Annotated in this window: 19 protein-coding genes; 6 read left to right on the top strand and 13 right to left on the bottom strand. The window is 60.8% G+C overall.

Annotated elements, in window-relative coordinates:
• Positions 1-3: 3 nt before the first annotated feature.
• The 3 genes from HX814_RS02470 to HX814_RS02460 all read right to left on the bottom strand — a co-directional run bounded on the left by HX814_RS02470 (position 4) and on the right by HX814_RS02460 (position 3,438).
• Positions 4-1,584 carry an ABC transporter substrate-binding protein gene (locus HX814_RS02470; protein ID WP_003207917.1) on the bottom strand — a complete coding sequence of 527 codons (1,581 nt, stop codon included), beginning with the start codon at positions 1,582-1,584 and terminating at the stop codon, positions 4-6.
• A gap of 62 nt (positions 1,585-1,646) precedes the next feature.
• On the bottom strand, positions 1,647-2,510 hold the full coding sequence (locus HX814_RS02465; protein ID WP_008433279.1) for an ABC transporter permease: 864 nt from the start codon (positions 2,508-2,510) through the stop codon (positions 1,647-1,649).
• Between the two features lie 7 nt (positions 2,511-2,517).
• Complete coding sequence (locus HX814_RS02460; protein WP_003207915.1) at positions 2,518-3,438, bottom strand: ABC transporter permease; 921 nt, start codon at positions 3,436-3,438, stop codon at positions 2,518-2,520.
• 196 nt (positions 3,439-3,634) lie between these two features.
• Here HX814_RS02460 and HX814_RS02455 point away from each other — a divergent pair, with 196 nt between their 5' ends.
• Positions 3,635-4,558 carry a LysR substrate-binding domain-containing protein gene (locus tag HX814_RS02455; RefSeq protein WP_087692926.1) on the top strand — a complete coding sequence of 308 codons (924 nt, stop codon included), beginning with the start codon at positions 3,635-3,637 and terminating at the stop codon, positions 4,556-4,558.
• Between the two features lie 7 nt (positions 4,559-4,565).
• On the opposite strand, the gene HX814_RS02450 is transcribed toward HX814_RS02455, so the two are convergent.
• The 4 genes from HX814_RS02450 to HX814_RS02435 all read right to left on the bottom strand — a co-directional run bounded on the left by HX814_RS02450 (position 4,566) and on the right by HX814_RS02435 (position 8,319).
• Positions 4,566-5,558 (bottom strand): MBL fold metallo-hydrolase, encoded by a 993-nt coding sequence (locus HX814_RS02450; RefSeq protein ID WP_102368482.1) that lies wholly within the window; start codon positions 5,556-5,558, stop codon positions 4,566-4,568.
• A 116-nt stretch (positions 5,559-5,674) separates the two neighbouring features.
• Positions 5,675-6,580, bottom strand: coding sequence for a LysR family transcriptional regulator (locus tag HX814_RS02445; protein ID WP_003207910.1), 906 nt, complete (start codon positions 6,578-6,580; stop codon positions 5,675-5,677).
• Positions 6,581-6,602: 22 nt separating this feature from the next.
• A complete protein-coding gene (locus tag HX814_RS02440; RefSeq protein ID WP_003207908.1) occupies positions 6,603-6,983 on the bottom strand; it encodes a type 1 fimbrial protein in 381 nt (126 codons plus the stop codon).
• A 112-nt stretch (positions 6,984-7,095) separates the two neighbouring features.
• Positions 7,096-8,319, bottom strand: a complete 1,224-nt coding sequence (locus HX814_RS02435; protein WP_177009643.1) for an MFS transporter — start codon at positions 8,317-8,319, stop codon at positions 7,096-7,098.
• Between the two features lie 124 nt (positions 8,320-8,443).
• On the opposite strand from HX814_RS02435, the gene HX814_RS02430 reads away from it, so the two are divergent.
• Entirely contained in the window at positions 8,444-9,148 is a 705-nt protein-coding gene (locus HX814_RS02430; protein WP_087692927.1) for a TetR/AcrR family transcriptional regulator, read from the top strand.
• Here the strand turns inward: HX814_RS02430 and HX814_RS02425 are convergent.
• Positions 9,051-9,974 carry a LysR family transcriptional regulator gene (locus HX814_RS02425; RefSeq protein WP_087692928.1) on the bottom strand — a complete coding sequence of 308 codons (924 nt, stop codon included), beginning with the start codon at positions 9,972-9,974 and terminating at the stop codon, positions 9,051-9,053. The genes HX814_RS02430 and HX814_RS02425 overlap by 98 nt on opposite strands.
• A gap of 50 nt (positions 9,975-10,024) precedes the next feature.
• The gene (locus HX814_RS02420; protein WP_008433274.1) at positions 10,025-10,921 is read right to left on the bottom strand and encodes a LysR family transcriptional regulator; all 897 of its coding nucleotides are present in this window, start codon (positions 10,919-10,921) and stop codon (positions 10,025-10,027) included.
• Positions 10,922-11,038: 117 nt separating this feature from the next.
• On the opposite strand from HX814_RS02420, the gene HX814_RS02415 reads away from it, so the two are divergent.
• From HX814_RS02415 to HX814_RS02405, 3 genes are all read left to right on the top strand, one after another.
• On the top strand, positions 11,039-11,704 hold the full coding sequence (locus HX814_RS02415; protein ID WP_134326042.1) for an RraA family protein: 666 nt from the start codon (positions 11,039-11,041) through the stop codon (positions 11,702-11,704).
• Positions 11,705-11,715: 11 nt separating this feature from the next.
• On the top strand, positions 11,716-12,924 hold the full coding sequence (locus HX814_RS02410) for a pyridoxal phosphate-dependent aminotransferase (RefSeq protein WP_177009642.1): 1,209 nt from the start codon (positions 11,716-11,718) through the stop codon (positions 12,922-12,924).
• Positions 12,925-13,015: 91 nt separating this feature from the next.
• On the top strand, positions 13,016-14,344 hold the full coding sequence (locus tag HX814_RS02405; protein WP_177009641.1) for a cation:dicarboxylate symporter family transporter: 1,329 nt from the start codon (positions 13,016-13,018) through the stop codon (positions 14,342-14,344).
• Positions 14,345-14,415: 71 nt separating this feature from the next.
• Here the strand turns inward: HX814_RS02405 and yghU are convergent, their stop codons facing one another.
• The 4 genes from yghU to HX814_RS02385 all read right to left on the bottom strand — a co-directional run bounded on the left by yghU (position 14,416) and on the right by HX814_RS02385 (position 21,183).
• Positions 14,416-15,258: a glutathione-dependent disulfide-bond oxidoreductase gene (yghU, locus tag HX814_RS02400; RefSeq protein WP_177009640.1), complete on the bottom strand. Its 843-nt coding sequence runs from the start codon at positions 15,256-15,258 to the stop codon at positions 14,416-14,418.
• Positions 15,259-15,391: 133 nt separating this feature from the next.
• Positions 15,392-16,819, bottom strand: coding sequence for an efflux transporter outer membrane subunit (locus HX814_RS02395; RefSeq protein ID WP_003207893.1), 1,428 nt, complete (start codon positions 16,817-16,819; stop codon positions 15,392-15,394).
• Positions 16,812-17,993 carry an efflux RND transporter periplasmic adaptor subunit gene (locus tag HX814_RS02390; protein WP_003207891.1) on the bottom strand — a complete coding sequence of 394 codons (1,182 nt, stop codon included), beginning with the start codon at positions 17,991-17,993 and terminating at the stop codon, positions 16,812-16,814. The genes HX814_RS02395 and HX814_RS02390 overlap by 8 nt, the downstream gene beginning before the upstream one ends.
• Position 17,994: 1 nt before the next feature.
• Positions 17,995-21,183 (bottom strand): efflux RND transporter permease subunit, encoded by a 3,189-nt coding sequence (locus HX814_RS02385; protein ID WP_003207890.1) that lies wholly within the window; start codon positions 21,181-21,183, stop codon positions 17,995-17,997.
• A gap of 309 nt (positions 21,184-21,492) precedes the next feature.
• Here HX814_RS02385 and HX814_RS02380 point away from each other — a divergent pair, with 309 nt between their 5' ends.
• Complete coding sequence (locus HX814_RS02380) at positions 21,493-21,879, top strand: MarR family winged helix-turn-helix transcriptional regulator (protein WP_003207888.1); 387 nt, start codon at positions 21,493-21,495, stop codon at positions 21,877-21,879.
• Positions 21,880-22,047 lie beyond the last annotated feature (168 nt).

Genomic DNA, 22,047 nt, shown 5'->3' with positions numbered 1-22,047 from the left:
AAATCACCGCTCAATAAGTTCTACATTCGTCAAATCGATGGTCCCTTCATAATCGACATCCAGGCCATTCAACGCTTTACGCACACCAATTATTTGCTCCTGGTCAAACAGCGGCAGATTGTCCGGGTCTTGTTCCCATAGAATCTGCTGAATCTGGCCGTAATAGGACATGCGTGTTTTTTCATCCAGTTCACGCGAGGCCAACTGAAGTAATTTGTCTACCTGAGGGTTGCTGTAACCCGTGAGATTCTGCGGGTCGCCGCTGGACAACTTTCGACGCAAACGAATATCCGCGTCAGATATGCCCGTTCCCAGTAACCACATGTTTGCGTCATTACTACCTTTGCCCGTGCCCTTGCCCGGCTCGGGGCGATACAAGTTCTTTTGATACGTTGCCCATTCCCATACCTTAAACTCGGTCTTCAGCCCCACGGCGTTAAGATAGCCTTGGACAACTTCCGAGACCTGGCGATCTTTGGTATAGCGTCCCGCCGGGGTCCATATAACTACGGTGCCTGGATAACCGCCTGGATATACCTCGTTAATTATTTTTCTTGCCGCATCAGGGTCGTACTTCACCGGAGGGAATTCACGTCGGGCTTGCGTACCCTCCGGAAATGGGCCAGTGGGTACTTTTCCATATCCCAACAACACTTTGTCGACCAATGCCTGGCGATCAATCGCCATACTCACCGCCCTCCGTATGCGCGGGTCATCAAAGGGCGGTTTGGTCAGGTTCATTTCAAAGAACACCTGGAATGTGCTGGGTACCCGCAGCAAGGTGGATTTATTCAGTTCCTTTAATTCAATAGCCGCCTCGGGCGATAAATTTGCCGCGATATCCGCATTGTTCGTTCGCAGCTCTATGACTCGGGAAGAATCTTCCCTGACCGGACGGAACACGATGGTTTCCGGTTTTGCCGTTGTTCCATAAAAAGCGTTGTTCTTATGAATAACGGCCTGGTCGTTGGGTATCCAACTATCAAATACGTAGGGCCCGGTACCGACGGGATGGTGCCCATAAGCCCGTCCATATTTAACGACAGCGGCCGGACTGCTGATTGACGAAGATTCTTTTGCCAGTAACTCCAACATTGTGGGTGACGGATTTTTTGTGGTGATGCGTAACTCATTCGGCGCTAGCGCATCCACCGAAGCTATATCCGCATAGTAGGACCGGTGCGGAGAACCGAGCTTGGGGTTCATGATTCGGTCCAGGTTAAACTTCACCGCTGCAGCATCAAACGCCGTGCCGTCATGAAAGGTAATTCCCGGTTTCAGGATAAAAATCCATTGCCGTCCATCCTCGGACCTTGACCATGACTGCGCCAAATCAGCTACAAACGTGTTATGCCCGTGACCGTCCCATGCGACCAACCGATTAAACAGGTGATTAATCACGTTATAGGAAGGCACACTGCGCGAAATCGCTGGGTCCAGGGTATCGATATCAGCGCCTTGAACGAATGTCAGCTTCTTCAGGTCTTTGGCGTTGGCAACAAACGATAGGCCCGCCGACAGTCCAAGGATGCCGACAACAGCGAAACTCCGTATCAATACTTCCAGGCAATTCAGACGCCGCATAATCTTTCTCGCTTGATAATTCTGGTGGACACACAGGGCGTGTTTAACCGCGCCGAACTCATTTATGCGTTACGTGATTTCGGGTCGATATAGTCTCGCAACGCATCCCCCACAATGTTGAAACTCAATATGGTCAAAACCAGTGCAAATCCGGGCGCAATCAATACGTAGGGATGGGTGGTCAATAACGGCCGCGACTCGGCAATCATCGAGCCCCACTCCGGGGTGGGCGGCGGCGGGCCAAGCCCCAGAAAGCTGAGCCCGGAACCAATGAGGATTGCTTCAGCCAGCGAGACGGTGGCCTGGATAATGACCAGCGAACCGATATTCGGCAGGATATGTATCAGCAGCAGCCGCAGATCGCTGACGCCAATCGACTTGGAGGCCAATACAAACTCGCGGTTTCTCAATGCCATGACCGGCCCGGCAAAGAAACGCACGTAAATCGGGATCGTTGAAATGGCGATGGCCAGTGTCAGGCTTACTATGCTGTTGCCCGCCACCGTGATGACCAGAATGGCAACCAGTGTCCGGGGAAATGCAATCATCGAGTCCATGACCCGCATCACCACCCCGGCGATGGCGCCGTTGTAATAGCCACACGCCGCACCTAAAGCGATGCCAATGACCATCGCAATGCTGACACTTGAAACTGCGACGGTGAGCGTAATTCGTGCCCCCCACACGACTCGACCCAACAAGTCACGGCCCAATTGGTCCGTGCCGAGCCAGGAACTTGCACCGGGCTCGACAAGGGACGTTGATAAGTTGATCTTGGTGACCGAATCCCAATCAAACAACAAAGGGGCAGCTATCGCCGCAGCAACCATCACCAGGATCACGATCAATGAAGCAAACGCGAACCAGCGCTTATTGGAAATAAGGAAACTGACAAAGCCCAACCGATATTTTTTCGGAAGTTTCATATCGGCCTCAGTTGTAAGTGACGCGAGGGTCGAGGACGCCATAAACCAAATCCACCATTAAGTTGATAATTACCACCACCGCGGCAAACACAAGAACTGTGCCTTGGACGACATAAATATCCCGAGCCATGATTGCATCAATCAAGAGCCGCCCCATTCCCGGCCAGGCAAATACTGTCTCGACAATAACCGCGCCACCCAGTAACCGGCCGAAGTCCATACCGAATACTGTCACCAATGGAATGGCCGCATTGGAAAGTGCATGCTTGAGTACTACCTTGTAACTCGGTACACCTTTCGCATAGGCAGTACGAATATAATCTTCCCTCAGCACATCCATCATGGTGGATCGGGCCAGCCGTGAAAAAGTTGCAACATACGGCAAACCAAGTGTCAAGGCCGGTAATATCAGGTGTTGCAGCCCGCCTCTGCCGGTCGGCGGCAACCATCCGAGGTTGGCTGAAAAGATCAGCATCAATATCAGTCCCAGAAAGAAGCCAGGCATTGATATGCCCAGAACTGCAACGGTGGTCAGCGAACTATCAAGGAAGCCTCTGGGCTTCAAAGCGGCCGCAATACCGAGGGGAACGCCAATGATGACGGCAAGCAACATTCCGGCAGCGGTCAGTTCAATCGTGGCGGGAAGAGTTCTGGCTATACCTTCGAGCACGGGCGTGAATGTCTGGAATGACTCGCCAAAATCACCCACGACAACTTTCCTGACATAAATAAGGTATTGATTGATTAGCGGCTTATCCAATCCGTAGTTTTGCCTTATTTGCGCAACATCTTCCGCTGTTGCATCCGGACCTGCTGCCAGCTGCGCAGGATCTCCCGGAATAAAGTGCATGACCAGGAAGACCACAATGGAGACTCCCAGCAGCATCGGAAGCAGAAGTAACAACCTGCGGACGGTATAATTCAGCACGCGCTATCCTCTTTTTTATTTTTACTTAAGCGGCACCCGATATTAATAACGGGAACTGCTTTTCTTTGGTAAAACCACGCAACTAAATCATCGCGCCGTTACATGCTTATAGCAAACCGGTAACAGGTTGGACGCACATAACAAAATGTTATACGCTCGCAAAAATGCGCCCTCCAACATTCGATCGAGAGCCACAATGAAACTCAATCCTCGCCAATTGGAAGCTTTCAGGGCGGTCATGCTCACCGGAAGCATGACTATCGCCGCCGAGGCACTTCAGGTCAGTCAACCGGCCATCAGCCGGCTCATCCGCGACCTCGAAATTGTCCTTTCCCTTCGACTGTTTCGCCGTGAAGGCAATCGCCTCATTCCCGGGGCGGAAGCACAGGTGTTGTACGCGGAGGTGGACAAGTTTTATCAAGGCATAGAACGCATCGAGCGGGTTGCAGAGGACCTTGTGACGCTGCGCACCGGCACATTGAGGATCAGTTCAATGAGCACGCTGGGGCTCAGTGTGGTGGCTGAGGGGGTATGCCGATTCGCGCGAAAGCACCCCGAGGTCAGAACCTCGTTGGATGTGCGCAACTCGGTGGGCATCCTGGAACTGACGTCTGCCAACCAGATCGATATTGGTTTTGTGCAGATTCCTTCAGGGGAATATCCCGGGATCCAGGTGATCAACCTGCCACCCATCAGCGCGGTGTGCGTGATGCCGGCCAACGATATGTTGGCCACCAAAGACGTGGTGACCCTGGAGGATTTGCACGGGCGACGCCTGATTACCCTGAACGCCAACAATCCTTTGCAGCGACGCATCACATCAGCCATGGAGGCTCGGGGTGTTGCAGGCGTCTCCAGCGTTGAAACCACCGCCGCGCACTCCGCCTGCGGAATGGTGTCCGGGGGGCTCGGCATCACCGTGTGTGATCCATTCACCGCCTCCTACTCGAAATACCCGGGCCTTACGTTCAGACCGCTGGACCAGGACATACCCTTCGAGGTTTCGATGGTATTTCCGGGTCACCAGCAGCGCTCCAAGCTCGCCTCGGATTTCATGCAGGTCATGGAAGGTATCTTCAGGTCGGAGTTTATTTCCATGATTCCCCGTGAAGCGTACTAATCGCGAGTCACTTCAGTTCGGTTGAGTAATTCAGCGGCACCCATTGCCACGCGGCGCCCTGACCACGCAAATGCCCCAGGCCGGGAAACGAGAGGTGCGCCGCGCCGACCAGCGCGCCCTCTTTCGCAGCCAGGCTGAACACGGTCTCGCGGGCCGTGGTGGCGGCTTTCTTGTCCGTATCAAACTCGATAGTCACCGACGGGTCGGCAAACTGCACGGCACCGGCGTGGATCAGATCACCGGCGACAATCATCTTCTGGCCTTTGCTCTCAACCAGGTAGCTGGTGTGCCCCAGGGTATGGCCATAGCTGGACAGCGCCTTGAACCCCGGCAGGATCTCCCCGCTGCCCTGGAAAGGCTGGAACTTTCCAAGCGCGATATACGGGTTCAAGGAAGCCATTGCACCCTTCGCGAACTCGGGTACGAAGCTGTTGGCGTCGGCCGAGGCAGGCTCCAGCCTCGCCGGCGAGAGCCAGTAATCGGCGTCACGCTTGTCGGCGTGTACCGTGGCGTTCGGAAACACCATCACCCCTTCGGCAACCAGCCCACCCACGTGGTCCGGGTGCATGTGCGTGAGAAGGATGTCATCGACCTGCTCCGGCTTGTAGCCGGCTGCCTGCAGGTTGGCCGCGAGCTTGCCCAGGGTCGGCCCGAAGAGCGCACCAGCGCCGGTATCGATCAGGATGAGCCGAGTGCCGGTATTGACGAGATACGCGTTCGTCGAGGTCTCGGTGGGCACCCCGAGGAACGCCTTGCGCAGTGCGGTAGTGGTCTTGACAGCCGGCTCATTCAGCAATTTGTCGAACGGTGCATCGATGGTGCCGTCACTCAGCGCGGTGACCTCGAAATCTCCAAGCATCGTGCGATAGTAACCAGGGGCCTGGGTTTTGACTTGGGGCGCGGCGGCAACTGCCACCGCCGGTGCCGCGATGGCTCCCAGTGCCAGAGCAGCAGCAAGGGCCGTGTAATTCAACACGCGGGTAAATGTCAGCTTGGTCATGGTGCAGCTCTCCAGTTGGAATCGGCGGCATCCTATTCAAGCGTTTTTTATAGTTGAAATCGAAACTCCGCATGCCAGGTATGTGTGGCGTAGATACCTGCCAGGGCCTGATGTCGTCAGGAAAGCACGCAGAGCTTGAGTTGTTCGCGCAACCAGAGATGTGCCAGGTCCTTGTCGAACCGTGGATGCCAGGCAGAGAACAAACTGAAGTCGCGCACCTCGAGGGGCAGAGCAAGGGCCGCCAGCGAGCGCTCATAACGGCTCAGGAAACGGGACGGAAGCACACTTACACAGTCGCTGTTCTGCAGCAGCAATGGAACGATGCTGTAGTAAGGCACCGACACCGCGACACGGCGCGCACGCCCCTTCTGCGCGAGCACATCATCAATAAAACCGTGAAAGCTGTTCACGGCACCCGACACCACCACATGCTCCAGGCCCAGGTATTCCTCCAGCGTTGGTGGCGCGGATCCGCGAGGGTGATCGGCGCGCTGGGCCATCTTGAATTCTTCCTGCAGCAGCAACTCGTGCGACAGGTTCCCGATACGGCTGTGTGATACCAGCGCGACGTCAATCTCGCCGCTTTCCAACTGATCGCCAAGCAACACCTGGTCGATCGCACGTATCGAAACCCGGATGCCCCCAGGACTCGCAGCCTGCACAAGCTGCACCAGCCGGGGCGCGACGATCGCAGCGGCGTTATCGTTCGCGCCAATCACAAAGGTCCGGTCCGACTTGGCAGGATCAAAGCATGGAAGGTCACCGACCACCGTCCCCAGTACCTGCAACGCCTGGCGCAACGGCTGACGCAAATGTTCGGCACGTGCTGTCAGCACCATGCCTTTTCCGGACTGAGCAGGCATCAATAAAGGGTCGCCGAACAGGTCACGCAACCGCGACAACTGCGCGGATAACGCCGACTGCGTCAGGTTGAGCTTCGCCGCCGCCCGCGTGACGTTCCTCTCCTCAAGCAAGACGCTGAGGGAAGTCAGGAGCGCGAGGTTGTGTCCAGTCAGGTTCATCGGGTTGATCCACTGCCATCTCTCAAGGTGACGTTAATGTAATCAGATACTGCCCCGACGTCACAGGCCTCCCTTGGCCATCCACCAACGCATATTGCTGCTGGTAATAGCGGTCTCCCCGGCCACTGTCGGCGACCAGCTTCACGTTCACGGCGCTGTGGTCGAGGGCCGTGACCGAGCCCACCGGTTGCACACTGCGCACGCTGATGGCGCTGCCGCGTGCGGACGTAGGGCAATTGTTGAGTTTCATCCCGTTGGCCACGGCGAGCGGTGTGCAAGACGCTTCGACGATGCTGCCGTGAAACGAGATGACTCCCTGCCCCACCGGGCTCGCGGCCATGCAGGCACCGGACAGGCTGAACAACAGGCCAACATGGATTGCAGACATTCTCTTGATGCGCATGCCGATACTCCCGGGGGTGATAAAGCCTATGCCCCGGGATATCGGCCGAGCAGCAGGTTATTTTAAGATTTGTCTGATGTTAGAAGCGGTTTTTCCAAAGACTTTGGAAATATCAGTGCCCGCCGACCACAGGTTTACCGTGGGCCCGGTGCCCCGGCTTGAAGCCATGGAGTCGCGCGCACCACACAATCGCGAAGCCCACCGCCAGCAACACCAACATTGCCCATGGGAAAGACGCCACGCCCCAGGTATCCAGCAACACGCCGCCCACCACGCCGCTTCCGGCAATCGCGCTGTTCCAGGCCACCACATTCAGCGACAGCGCCACGTCCGCACCATCCCCGGCTGCGTCCGCCAACGCGGTTTGCAACAGCGTTGCAGCGCCACCAAAACTCAAGCCCCAGACCGCCACGCCGAGGTAAATAACGCCCGGCACTTGCGCGAGAAAACCGAACGCCAGGCACGTCGCCGCAAAGCCCGCCAGGCTGACCAGCACCGTCTTGCGCAACGCCACATCCACCAACCGGGCAGTCACCCAAATCCCGAGCAGCGCCGCTATACCAAACACCAACAACACCAGATCCACACGGTCCACCAAGCCCGCCGGAGCCACGAACGGCGCGATGTAGGTATAGAGAATGTTATGGGCGAGCATCCATGAGATCACCACCGCCAGCACTGGCCGCACACCCGGCGTGGTCAGCACCTTGCGCAACGGCATGCGCTGATGGGCCGACTGGCCGGGGTAATCCGGCACTTTCACCAGCACCCAGACAATCAGCACCAGGGTCAGTGCCGACATGATCCCGAACGTGGTGCGCCAGCCCACCAGCCCACCCAGCCAGGTGCCCAGCGGTACGCCGAGTGACAGGGCAATCGGCGTTCCTACCATGGCCAGCGCCAACGCCTTGCCCTGCTGATGTGGCTCAACCATGCGCCGCGCATAGCCGGCCAACAAACTCCAGGCCAGCCCCGCCGCCATCCCGGCGAGGAACCGCGCCAACAGCGTCAGCCCGTAGTGGGAGGACAGCGCCGTGATGGAGTTGAACAGCAGAAAACCGACGATGGTCAGCAGCAGCACATTGCGTCGCCGCCAGCCGCGAGTCGCGATGGTCAGCGGGATCACCGCCAGCACCGAGCCCAGCGCATACGCGGTGACCATCTGCCCGGCCATGGACGCTGAAACTCCCAGCCCATCGCTGATCAGCGGCAACAGGCCCGCCGGCAGGGTTTCAGTGACGATGCAGATGAAACCGGTCATGGCCAGGGCGAGCAAGGCGCCGATGGGCAAGCGGTCGGGAACGGCGTCTGCCGATAAAGTGGTTGAGGGGGTCACAGGGAAACTCCTTGAGCGAGAGGACTTAAATACCGATCGATATAAATGTTGGGCGCCCCACGCAGCGTTGTCAACGACTTATGTATCGACTAGTATTTTTCTCATCACCCGAGAGGATTTCCACATGGCACAGATGGGCCGCCCCCGCACCTTCGACCGCGATCAGGCCGTGGAACAGGCCATGCACCTGTTCTGGCAGCACGGTTACGACGCGACGTCCCTGAGCCAGTTGAAAGCCGGATTGGGCGGCGGCATCTCCGCGCCGAGTTTCTACGCGGCGTTCGGCTCCAAGGACGCGCTGTTCCAGGAGTGCGTGCAGCGTTATCTGGCGACGTTCGCCCAGGTCACCGAATGCCTCTGGGATGACAGCCTGCCACCGCGCCAGGCCATCGAGACGGCGTTGCGCCAATCGGCACGCATGCAGTGTGAAGAGGGGCATCCCAAAGGCTGCATGGTAGCCCTGGGCGTGATGAGCGCGCCCTCCCCCGAGAACGCACAAGTCACCCATGGGCTGACCCATTCGCGAGAGCGCACACGGGCGGGCATCGTGCATTGTGTCGAGCGCGGCATCCGCGCAGGCCAGTTACCGGCCGAGACCAACGCCCGTGCCATGGCCACGGTCTACGACAGTTTTCTGCAAGGCGTGTCGATCCTGGCCCGGGATGGCGTCGACGCTGATGCCATCGATACTGCCATTGGCCAACTGATGCTGACCTGGGACTTATCCGCCGCTACAGCGCCGCCCATTCGGCGCGATGCTCCAGCAGAAAATCCACAAACGCCCGCACCCGATGGGGCACATAGCGGCCATGGGGATACAGCAAGGTAAACGGCCGTGAGCGCCCGCCGTAAGGCTGCAAGACCTCCACCAGGCTGCCGTTGGCCAATTCCTCCTCGACGATGAACTTGTAGGTCTGGAATAACCCCGCGCCGTGCTTGGCCAGGGTTACGCCACCCAGCACGTCGTCAGAGCAGCTGTAGCCTGCTTCCCCGGCAAACTCCCGCTCCTTGCCATCCACCTGGAACAGCCAGGAAATGCGCCGCCCGTTGCTCGGCAATTCGTACTGGATGCACTCATGGTTCGGCAAATCCTCCAGGGCCTGGGGCGTGCCGGCACGCTTCAGGTACGCCGGCGTCGCGACCACCACCAGCCTGGCGTCTTCCAGCAACCGCGCAATCAGCGTCGAGTCCGGCTGGGCCCGCACGCGAATGGCCAGGTCATAACCTTCGGCGACGAAATCGATGTTGCGGTTGCTGATGTGGATATCCACGCTGACTTGCGGGTACAGCGCACGGAATTTCGGCAGCAGCGGCAGGATCCGATGATGGCCGTAGGTGGTCGGGATGCTGATGCGCAACAGCCCGGACGGCACCGATTGCGCGCCCATCATTTCCTGCTGGGCTTCCACCAGTTGCGTCAGCGCCTGGCGGCATTGCTCGAAAAATGTCCGGCCGCCATCGGTCAGGCGGATGCTGCGGGTGGTGCGCACAAACAGCCGGGAGCCCAGGCGCTCTTCCAACCGCGAGATGCTGCGGCTCACCGCCGCCGGGGTCACGCCTGCCACCTGGGCGGCGGCGGTAAAGCTGCTGGCCTCGGCGGCCAGGCAGAACAGCTCGATGCTGCCCAGCTGCAAATCTTCGAAATGGCGTTTCATGATGGATTACACCGGTAGGTCTTTAAGGACTCGCTCACTGCTTCGAAAAACTAAAACAACAACCGCGAAAAATCACAACACTGCACCGCCAACTGCGCCACATTCTGGTTCAAGCCAAACTGCCGATCCCCGCGATGCAACGCCACATACCCGACCCTCGGTAGCGCCGGTTCCGTCACCAGCGCGCGCAGCTCCCCGCGCTCGATCAAATGCGACAAACACCCCTTGGGCAAATAACTCACCCCCACCCCCGACAGCGCCAGCCCGACCTGCACCAACAGGTTATGACTGGTCAACTTGCGCGGCATCTGCACAGCATGCGCTGCCAACCAGCGCTCATAAATCAGCCCCGTCCCCGAGTGCGACCCCTGGGTCAACACCGTATACCCGGCCAATGCCTCAAGCCCCACCGGATCAGCCTCGCTGACCAACCCCGGTGCGCACATCCAGGCGTTTTCCACACTGCCCAGCGGCGTACTCAGGAAGCGCGAATCACTGTAGGCATCAGGCACGATCACCAGGTCCAGCTCATCACTCTCCAGCTTGCGAAACAGCTCACTGCTCAACTCCACCGACGGTTCGATCTGCACCTTGGGATAGGCCTCGCGCAACGCCTCCACCAGCGCCGGCAACCAGGTGAAAGCCGTCAATTCCGTCACCCCCAGGCGAAACCTGCGCACCAGCACTTCACGGGTGCTGACCCGCTCCAGCATGTAGTCGCGACGCTCCAGCAGGTCCTTGGCGTAGTCGAGCAACTCGGCGCCCTTTTCCGTCAACCGCGCATTGCGTTTGCTGCGGTCGAAAATCTCCACATCGAAGGTTTCTTCCAACTCCTGGATGCGCTTGGAAATCGCCGACTGCGACATGTTCAGCTTGTTCGCCGCCGCCTCGAAACTGCCCAGCTCGGCAATCCAGTACAACGCGTCGATTTGCTTGAACGTGATCATCGGCTATCTCCCATGAGAAAAAGCGATCCTATCAGATAATAAAATATCGCTAAAACTGTATGTTCATCACTCCTAAGATCTAGCCACAGACCCATAAGATCAATCGGAGTTACAGCCATGTCCTTGCCCGGTTCCCGCATCCTCCCCAACCCGCCGCTGGCTTCTGCCGAAGTGCTCGAAGCCTTCACTCACGTGGTCACCCCGCACATCAGCGACAACCTCGGCCGGCACATCGGTGCCCGTGGGCTGAACCGCTACAACCGCACCGGCAAGCTGGTGGGCACCGCGCTCACGGTGAAAACCCGCCCCGGCGACAACCTGCTGATCTACAAGGCCTTGAGCATGCTGGAGCCCGGCCACGTGCTGGTGGTGGACGCCCAGGGCGACACCAACAACGCGGTGATCGGCGAACTGGTCAAGCTCTACGCCCAGCAACGCGGCTGCGTGGGGTTTGTGATTGACGGGGCGATTCGCGATGTCGCGAGCTTCGAGGACACCCCTTGCTACGCCCGCAGCGTGGTGCATTGCGGCCCCTACAAGACCGGCCCGGGCGAGGTGAATGTGCCGGTGTCCATCGGCGGCATGCTGATCAACCCGGGGGATGTGCTGGTGGGTGACGAAGACGGCCTGGTCGCCTTCTCCCAGGCCGACGCCGCCGAAGTGCTGCGCAAGGCCGCGCAACACGCGGCCCATGAAGAGCAAGTCAAAGCCGAAATCGCCAGCGGTGCAGTGCGCCAGAGCTGGATCGACAAGGTGTTGCAACAGGCCGGACTGGCAGGCTGAGGAGAGTCATCATGAGCACTGCCTTTCTGTCCGACCGGGTGCTGGGCATCGCGCCCTCCCCGAGCATCGTCGCCAATGCACTGGTCAGCGAACTGCGCGCCCAGGGCCGGGACATCGTCAACTTCACCGTGGGCGAGCCGGACTTCGATACACCCGCGCATATCCTCGAAGCAGCCAGCGCCGCGATGCACGGTGGCGACACCCACTACACCGCCACCAGCGGCACCCTCGCCCTGCGCCAGGCGATCTGCCTCAAGCTCAAGCGCGACAACCAGCTGGACTATGGGCTGGACGAAGTGATCGCCGGGTGCGGTGGCAAGCACATCATTTATCACGCCCTGGCGGCGACCCTGAATCGCGGCGACGAAGTCATCGTGCACACGCCGTATTGGGTGTCGTACCCGGACATCGCACGGCTGAATGACGCGACGCCGGTGATCATTCCCGGCGACGAGTCACTGGGGTTCAAACTGTCGCCCCAGGCCCTGGAACAAGCGATCACCCCGCGCAGCAAATGGGTGATCCTCAACAGCCCGAACAACCCCAGCGGCGCGGTGTACAACGAGGCCGAACTGCTGGCCCTGGCCGCGGTGCTGCGGCGCCATCCCCATGTGCTGATCATGGCGGACGAGATCTACGAGCACTTCGTCTACGACGATGCCCGCCACGTTTCCCTGACCCGACTCGCACCGGACCTGAAGCCGCGCACGCTGATCGTCAACGGCGCCTCCAAGGGCTACGCCATGACCGGCTGGCGCCTGGGTTTCGGTGCCGGTCCGGCCTGGTTGATCGCGGCCATTGCCAAGCTGCTTTCGCAAACCACCACCTGCCCCAGTTCCCTCAGCCAGGCTGCCGCAGTGGCCGCCTTCGCCGGCGACCAGGCGCCCATCGCCGGGATGCGCGAGGTGTACCAGCAACGCCGCGAACGCATGCTGGGCCTGCTCGAAGACATTCCCGGCGTGAGCTTCACGCCACCGGATGGCGCGTTCTACGTGTTCGCCAACGTCGCCGGGCTGATGGGCAAGACCACCGCCCACGGCGAGCGGATCGACAGTGACACCCAACTGGCCGAGCACCTGCTGCGGGAACACGGCCTGGCCACCGTAAGCGGCGCGGCGTACGGCATGTCGCCGTATATCCGCCTGTCTTTCGCCAGCTCGCTTGACGTGATTGAAGAAGGTTGCCGTCGCCTGAATGAAGCGTGCCATCGATTGCGCTGACGGATTCCCGCCCCATCCGGCGGCCAGGGATGGCCGCTCATTGACTGCCTAGAACAACACTCATAATCATTGATATAAATGAGGCATTCCCATGCACAAGCCCCGCATCGCGCTGGTCTGGCAAATCCTGATCGGCCTGCTCGCCGGCATCGCCATCGGCGCCCTGCTGCACCGTTTTCCCGAATCCCGGCCGTGGCTGGTGGACAACCTGCTGCAGCCGGCGGGCGATATCTTTATCAAGCTGATGAAGATGATCGTCGTGCCCATCGTGTTTGCCTGCATGGTGGTGGGCATTGCCGGGCACGGTGACGGTAAATCCCTGGGACGCATCGGGGCCAAGTCCCTGGGCTATTTCTTCTGCATCACCACCCTGGCGATCATCGTCGGGCTGGTGATGGGCAACCTGCTCAAGCCGGGCGCCGGCACCGAACTGGCCAGCCTGCAAGCGAGTGCCGTGACCTTGCCCACCAGCAGCGCCGGCGGCGGCCACAGCCTGGGGCAGATCATTGTCGGGATCATTCCGGACAACGTGATCAACGCCATGGCCCAGGGCAGCCTGCTGTCGGTGCTGTTCTTCGCGGTGATGTTTGGCCTCGGGGTTTCGCGCTTGCCGGCCGAGCGCAAGGACCCGGTGATTGCCCTGCTGCGCGGGGTGTCGGAGGCGATGTTCAAGGTCACGTCGATGATCATGGCCTATTCGCCCATCGGCGTGTTCGGGATGATCGCAGTGACCGTGGCCAACTTCGGTTTCAGCTCGCTGTTGCCGTTGGCCAAGCTGATCCTGGTCAGCTACGTGTCGATTGCTTTCTTCGTGCTGGTGGTGCTCAACCTGGTGGCGCGGCTGTGGGGGATCAACCTGTTTGCGTTGATGCGACATATCAAGGATGAACTGATCCTGGCGTTCTCCACCGCCAGTTCGGCGGCGGTGATGCCGCAACTGATGAAGAAACTCGAAACCTACGGCGTGCCGCCTTCACTGGTGAGCTTTGTGGTGCCGGTGGGGTATTCGTTCAACCTGGACGGTGCGTCGCTGTTCCTGGGGATCGGCACGCTGTTTGTGGCGCAGCTGTATGGCATCGACCTGAGCCTTGGCGACCAGGCCCTGCTGGTGGTGACCATGGTGCTGACATCCAAGGGCGCGGCCGGGGTGCCGGGGTTCATGTTCGTGATTCTGTCGGCGACCCTGGCGAGTGCGGGCTTGCCGTTGGAGGGCATCGCCTTCATCGCCGGGGTGTATCGCCTGATGGAAATGCCGACCACCGCGTTGAACGTGCTGGGCAATGCCCTGGCACCGCTGGTGATTGCCAAGTGGGAACGCCGTGAAGACACCGCTGAAACCTGTGGCGAGGGGGCTTGTCCCCCGTTGGGCTGCGCAGCAGCCCCAATAAGCTCACCGAATTTTCCTGAAAAAACGCGGTGAATTTTCAGGGCTGCTGCGCAGCCCAACGGGGGACAAGCCCCCTCGCCACAAGGTGTGGGTTGCCAGCTCTATCAACGGTGCAGGTCGAGGTCCGACGCCTCATGCCGCTCGCGCAGTTGCTCTGACGGCTCGCCCGACACACGGTTGACCCGGCGCCCACGCTGCACCGCCGGCCGCGCTTCGATGGCATTGGCCCAGCGCACGACGTGCTTGTAATCCTGCACCGAGAGAAACTCCCCCGCCTCATACAAGCGGCCTTTCACCAGGCCGCCGTACCACGGCCAGATCGCCATGTCGGCGATGGTGTACTCATCCCCGGCAATGTATTCGTGCTCGGCCAATTGCTTGTCCAGTACGTCCAGTTGGCGCTTGGTTTCCATGGCGAAGCGGTCGATGGCGTATTCGATCTTGGTCGGCGCGTAGGCATAGAAATGCCCGAAGCCACCGCCCAGGTACGGCGCGCTGCCCATCTGCCAGAACAACCACGACAGGCATTCGGCACGGGCCGCCGGTTCGGTGGGCAGGAACGCGCCGAACTTCTCGGCCAGGTACTGCAGGATCGCACCCGACTCGAACACCCGAATCGGCTTGGGCCCGCTGCGGTCCAGCAGCGCGGGAATCTTCGAGTTCGGATTGACCCCGACGAAGCCACTGCCGAACTGGTCGCCGTCACCGATCCTGATCAACCACGCATCGTATTCCGCCCCCTGGTGACCCAGGGCCAGAAGCTCTTCCAGCAGGATCGTGACCTTCTGGCCATTGGGCGTTGCCAACGAATACAGCTGCAACGGATGACGGCCTACCGGCAATTCCTTGTCGTGGGTCGCGCCGGCAATGGGCCGGTTGATGCTGGCGAAGGTGCCGCCGTTTTGGGTCTTCCAGGTCCAGACTTTTGGCGGTACGTAATCAGTCATGCCACTACTCCTTGGATTCAATGTTCACAACAACTAACGGCAGGCGCGAGCTTGCTCGCGAAAAACTCGAGGGCGCCGTGTTCTTTCAGGATGCTCGCGTTATCGTTGACGACCTTCGCGAGCAAGCTCGCTCCTACAGGTTCTTTTGGGCCAGTTGGGCCATATTCCAGCCGCCACCCAGTGCCTTGATCAGCCCTACGTTGGCGCTTAACTGTTGAGTCTGCAGATCCAGCACCGTGCGCTGTGCCTGCAACGACGCTACCTGCGCCGTCACCACGTCCAGGTACGCCGCGCCACCCTGGCGATAGCGTGCCAGGGACAAGTCCTCGGCGTACTGCGCGGCTGCCGCCGCATCGCGCTGGTCAACCAGGGCGGTGTCGAGCCCGGAGATGATCGAGAGGTTGTTCTCCACCTGCTCGAACGCGGTCAACACTACACCACGATACTTGGCTGCGGCTTCATCGGTTGCCGCCTTGGCACTGTCCACCCCGGCCTGGCGCGCGCCGCCGTCAAAAATCGTCCCCACCAGCGACGGGCCGATGGCCCAGAAAATGTTGGGCGCGCTCAACAAGTGCGCGAACTCATCACTCTGGAAACCACCCTGGGCACTCAGGGTAAGGGCCGGGAACCAGGCGGCTTTCGCCACCCCTATGCGTGCATTGGCCGAGGCAATCCGGCGCTCGGCAGCGGCGATGTCCGGCCGACGCTGCAACAGCGTAGACGGTACACCGGTGGGCACGCCGGGCAAGGCGATATCCGCGACGCTTGGGGCAATCGCGTAGGTCGATGCGGACTCACCCAGCATCGCCGCTATCGAGTGTTCAAGCACTGCACGCTGCACCAAATTCTGGCTCAGCTGCGACTTGACCGTCGACAGTTGGGTACGCGCCCGCGCCACGTCCAGCCCGGAGACGATACCGCCGCCGTGCAAGCCTTCGGTCAGGCTCAAAGCCTTGGCATAGGCATCGCTGGTTTCCTGCAGCAACTGGTCTTGCCGGTCAATGCCACGCAGGCGGATGTAGCTGTCGGCCAATTGCGCCTGCAAGCTCAGACGCACTGAGGCCAGGTCGGCCTTGGCGGCCTGGGCGTCGCTCGTGCCGGCGGCAACGGTGTCGCGCACACGGCCCCAGAGGTCGACTTCATAGTCCAGTTCGACCCCCACTGTCCCGGAATCGTAAACATTCGGCGGGCTGGCAGAGCGCAGGGGGCGGGTGTCCGACTGGCGAATGCGCTGGGCATTGCTGGAACCGATCAGCTTTGGAAACAGCCCGGATTGCGCCTGGGCCAAAAACGCCTGGGCCTGGGAATAGTGAGCCAGTGCCGCGCTCAAGTCCGGGTTGCTTTGCAGCAACTGCTGCTCCATCGCGTCCAGTTGCGGGTCCTTGTAGATGTGCCACCAACCGTCGCGACTTGCTTGGTCGTTCGGCGTGCCGACGGTCCACGGTCCCTGGGTATGGAACTGCGCGGCAATGGGTACCTCCGGCACGTCCAGCGGTGGCGCAAGATGGCAGGCGCCCAGGCCCAGGGTCGCGACCAATACCAGGCAAGTGCGCTTAGCCATGGGGTTTGGCCTCCACGGGATTGGCGGCCAGTTGCACCGAATCGTCGTCGGCCAGGCCGTCGGGCGGGGTGTCGATCACGCGGTCGGTGGCGACCAGGCCGCTGCCGATTTCCACGCTGTCACCGAAGTCCCGGGCGATGGTCACGGTCTTGAAGTGCACATGATTATTCGCGTCGAGGGTGGCCACGCGCATGCCCTTGTCATCGAACACCAGGGCGCTGGCAGGCAGGCGCAGCACGTCGGTCTGGACCGGCAAGGTGAACTGCACGCTGGTGTAGCCGCCCGGCAACAGGCGGCTGCCGGGGTTCTCCACCAACAGTTGCACCAGGGTGCTGCCGGACGCGGCGTTCACCGCATCGGCAGTGGCGATCACCTTGGCGTTGAAGGTTTCACCGCGATACTCCGGCACGCTCAGACGCGCCACGGTGCCCACCTGGATCTGCGGCGCCGACGACTGCGGCACCTGCACATACACCCGCAGGCGGCTGACGTCAGAGACCGCGAACAGCTCTTTGCCAGTGGCACCACCGGCACTGATCAACGCCCCCACATCGGTGGAGCGTGCAGTGACCACGCCGGCGAACGGCGCAGTCAAACGCTGGAAGCCCTTGGTGGCAACCAACTGGTCGACGTTGGCCCTGGCCGCGACCACTTTGGCCTGCTTGGCAGTCAGGTCGCCGGTGCGCTCATCCACGTCCTGGCGCGACACCGAATCCGACGAAAGCATTGCCTGCCAGCGCTTGGCGGTGGTCTGTGCCAGCGACTCGTCGGCCTGGGCCGAAGCCAGCACCGCCTTGGCTTGCAGCAGTTGCTGATCGAGCTCCGGCGTGTCGATTTCGGCCAGCAGTTGCCCGGCCTTCACGTGGTCGCCGATGTCGACGTTCCAGGTCTTGAGGTAGCCATTGACCCGGGCAAAGATCGACGCCCGGGAGTACGCCTCAAGACGCCCCGGCAGGTTCAGGATCGGACCCTGGGGCTGCACGCTCGGGGTGATCAGGATCACGCTGGGCAACGCCTGGGCGTCGGTCCAGGTTTTCAGGTCATGGGATTCGCTGGCGCGCACGCCGATGCCGAATACCACCACGGCAACCAGGACCACCAGCCCCAGCACCAGCCAGAGCAGACCACGGGATTTACGGCGGGGCGAACCCGGATTGGAAACGGAAGCAGACATGTCAAACCCCTTGAGTGGCGGTGGTCGCAAGCGTGGCGTGCTGACGCCGCCCGTGCACAAGACTGAAAATCAGCGGAACCAGGAACAACGTGGCAATGGTGGCGAAGGCCAGCCCGCCGATGACCGCACGGCCCAGCGGGGCGTTCTGTTCGCCGCCCTCCCCCAGGCTCAGCGCCATCGGCGCCATGCCGATGATCATCGAAATCGCGGTCATCAATACCGGGCGCAGACGGGTAAAGCCGGCTTCAAGCGCCGCCTGCACCGCATCCCCGTGCACGGCCAGGCGTTCGCGGCAGAAGCTCACCACGAGGATGGCGTTGGCGGTGGCCACGCCCATGCACATGATCGCCCCGGTCAGCGCCGGTACCGACAGCGGCGTGTGGGTGATGAACAGCATCCACACGATGCCCGCGAGCGCCGCCGGCAAGGCGGTGATGATCACGAACGGGTCAGCCCACGACTGGAAGTTGACCACGATCAGCAGGTAGATCAGCACCACCGCGCCAAGCAGGCCAAACAGCAAGCCACTGAAGGCCGCGTTCATGGTTTGCACCTGACCCTGCAACAGCACCTTGGAGCCGGTGGGCACTTCGCTGGCGTGGGCGGCGATGATCTTCTGGATGTCGGCGGCAACGGCACCGAGGTCGCGGCCCTGGATTGCGGTCAACACCTCGACCACCGGCTGGATGTCCGACTGGGTCACCACCGAGTTCGCGTGGCTGCGTTCGATGGACGCCAGGCCGCCGAGGGTCTGGTCTTGCGCCGAACCGGGGCTGCCGCTCAACGGCAGGTTATGCAGGGCGGCCAGGGTGTCGAGGCCGTACTGCGGGGTTTGCATCACAATCGGATAAGACACGCCGTTGGCCGGGTTGAGCCAGAACGTCGGCGCCACCTGGCTGGAACCCGCCAGGTTGACCACCAGGCTGTTGGTCACATCGCGCTCGTTCAGGCCCACCAGTTGGGCCTGGGTACGGTCCACATCGATCTTGAACGTGGGCAGTTGCCGCGACTGCTGGATACGCGCATCCACCACACCCGGCACCCGCCGGATTTCCCGCAGCAACGTGCTGGCGTAGGTGAAGTTGGCGGGCAGGTTATTGCCGCTGACTTGCACATCCACCGGCGCCGAAGAACCGAAGTTGAGGATCTGCCCGACGATGTCCGAAGCCGGGAACGAAAACACCGCATTCGGGAATTCACGGGGCAGCCGCTCCCGCAGTTCGCGCATGTATTCGGCGGTGGGACGATGGCCCTCTTTCAGGCTGATCTGGATGTCGCTGTCCTGTGAACCCACGGTGCCGGTGTTGTTGTAGGCCACGTTGATCCCGCTGATGGCCAGGCCGATATTGTCGACGATGGCCGCCAGTTCCCGGGGCTCGATCACGTTATGAATGGTGTTCTCGATCTGCGAGACCAGCCGCGCATTGCTCTCGACCCGCGTGCCGATCGGTGCACGCACATGCAACAGGATCTGCCCGGAGTCGACGTCGGGGAAGAAGTTGCGACCCAGGAATGGCACCAGCGCAAACGACACGGCGACGAACGCCAGCATCGCGATCACCGCGATACGGCGGTGGTGCAAGGCACTCTCCAGTGCCCCGTGGTAAACCCCGCGAAACGCCTCGAACTGGCGCTCGAACCCGCGCTGGAATTTCACCAGCGGGTTGCTCGACGGCACCACCACCGGCGTACCGTCCGCATGATGTTCGTGAGGCTTGAGCAGGTAATTGGCGAGGGTCGGCACCAGGGTTCGCGAGAGGATGAACGAGGCGATCATCGCGAAGATCACCGCTTCGGCCATCGGCACAAACAGGAAGCGCGCCACGCCTTCCAGGAAAAACATCGGCACAAACACGATGCAGATACACAGCAGCGACACGAACGCCGGCGTGACGATCTGCGCCGCGCCGTCGAGGATCGCCGTCTCCACCGGCTTGCCCTGCTCCAGGTGCCAGTTGATGTTTTCGATGGTCACCGTAGCGTCATCCACCAGGATCCCCACGGCCAATGCCAGGCCGCCGAGGGTCATGATGTTGAGGGTTTCGCCGAGCGCCGACAGCGTGGCAATCGACGACAGGATGGCCAATGGGATCGACGTGGCGATGATCACCGTGGAGCGCCAACTGCCGAGGAACAACAGGATCATCAGGCTGGTCAACGCGGCCGCTATGATCCCTTCCCGGGCGACGCCGCTGATGGCCGAGCGCACGAACAGCGACTGGTCGCCGATCAGGTCGATATTCAGGTTGGGCGGCAAGGCGCCTTTGTTGTCGGCCAGTTTGTCCTTGATCCCGGCGATCACCCCGAGGGTCGACGCCGAACCGGTCTTGAGCACCGGCAGCAGCACGGAGCGGTTGCCGTTGACGTGCACGATGTTGGTCTGCGGCGGGTTGCCGTCACGCACCGTGGCCACGTCACGAATCAACACGGTGGTGCCGTCGGCGGTCTTGATCGGCAGGTTTTCCAGGTCGTGGAAGTCCGTCGGCGAGTTGTTCAGTTGCAGGTTGAACTCGTAGCTGCCGATCTTTTGCGTGCCCACCGGGGTGATCAGGTTCTGCGTGGCCAGGGCAGTGGCCACGTCCTGCGCCGAGAGACCACGGGCCTGCATGCGTGCGGAGTCGAGGTCGATCTGCACCTGGCGGGTCTTGCCGCCGAACGGGTATGGCAGTGCGGCACCGGGCACCGTGGTCAGCATCAGGCGCACGGTGTTGAGGCCCAGGTCACCGAGTTTCTGTTCGCTGAGGCCTTTGCCGGACAACGCCAACTGCACGATCGGCACTGTCGAGGCGCTGTAGTTGAGGATCAGCGGCGGCGTGGTGCCCGGCGGCAGTTGACGCAGGATGGCCTGGGACACCGAAGTCATCTGCGCGTTGGCCGTACTGATGTTGACTCCCGGCTGGAAGAACACCTTGACGATTCCGTAGCCGTTCAGCGATTGCGCCTCGATATGGCGGATGTCGTTGACCGTGGTGGTCAGCACCCGCTCGAACGGCGAGGTGATGCGGCCGGCCATCTGGTCGGGCGGCAAGCCGGTGTACTGCCAGATCACGGCAATCACGGGGATGCGAATTTCGGGGAAGATGTCGGTCGGGGTACGCCAGGCCGCGAGCGGGCCCACAATCAGAATGAAAATAGCCAATACCAGGAAGGTATAGGGGCGCCGCAATGCGATGCGCACGAGGTTGAGCATAGATGTGATCCAGACAGGAAGTTGATGACTGAAGGAGGTACCGAACAGCGCTTCCCTCCTGCCCCGCCCGTCTGTGTTCCGGGCCAACTGCACTGACATCCGGTCAAAATAGAGGCATATGCCACGATATAGCGTTTAGTGGCATACGCAACTAATTTGTTGCAGCATGTGTCAATATTCATCTTGCCGGATTAACGTTCGGTTAAACCTTGATCTGTAGCGAGTGATCAGCCTGTGAAATGCGCACCGCCTGTCCTGAATAGCCCGAGCACCTGTTCCAACGGAGCCGTGCGGCGCGCGTCCCGTCGTATGGCGCAGATCTATGACGAGGCGTTTGCGCCGTTTGGTTTGAAGGCCACCCAGTATTCGCTGATGAACCACATCGCCAATGGGGACGCTCCGAAGATGCGCGACCTGGCGCAGTCGTTGGTGATGGATTTGTCGGCCCTGGGGCATACGCTCAAGCCGCTGGTGCGGGATGGGCTGGTGGTGTTGCGGGTGGATGAGTTGGACCGTCGCAGCCGGCGGGTGCTGTTGACCGACGCGGGGCAGCGTAAATACGAAGAGGCGCGGGTGGTGTCCAGGCAGATGGCGGTGCGGTTTGATGAGGTGTTTGGGGCTGAGGCGGCTTGCGAGTTGCGTAAGGCCATGGACTTTATTGCGTCTGATGAGTTTGCTCGGGCGTTATTGGGTTAGGGGGCATATCCGTTATTTGGGTGATGGCTTGTATTGGTTCCGCTCTTACAGCGGCTCACTTTTGAAAAGCCGGAATGCCGGCCCAGTCAAAAGTAAGCAAAACGCTCTTGCCCCACCACTCGGCACCTCGCTTAGGCTCGGTGTTCCCTCACTCCGGCTTTGGACCGT

It is taken from the genome of Pseudomonas sp. C8002, assembly GCF_013385765.1.
Taxonomy (GTDB): domain Bacteria; phylum Pseudomonadota; class Gammaproteobacteria; order Pseudomonadales; family Pseudomonadaceae; genus Aquipseudomonas.
Note: the sequence above shows the minus strand (reverse complement) of the source record. Positions and strands in the feature narration are given on the sequence as shown.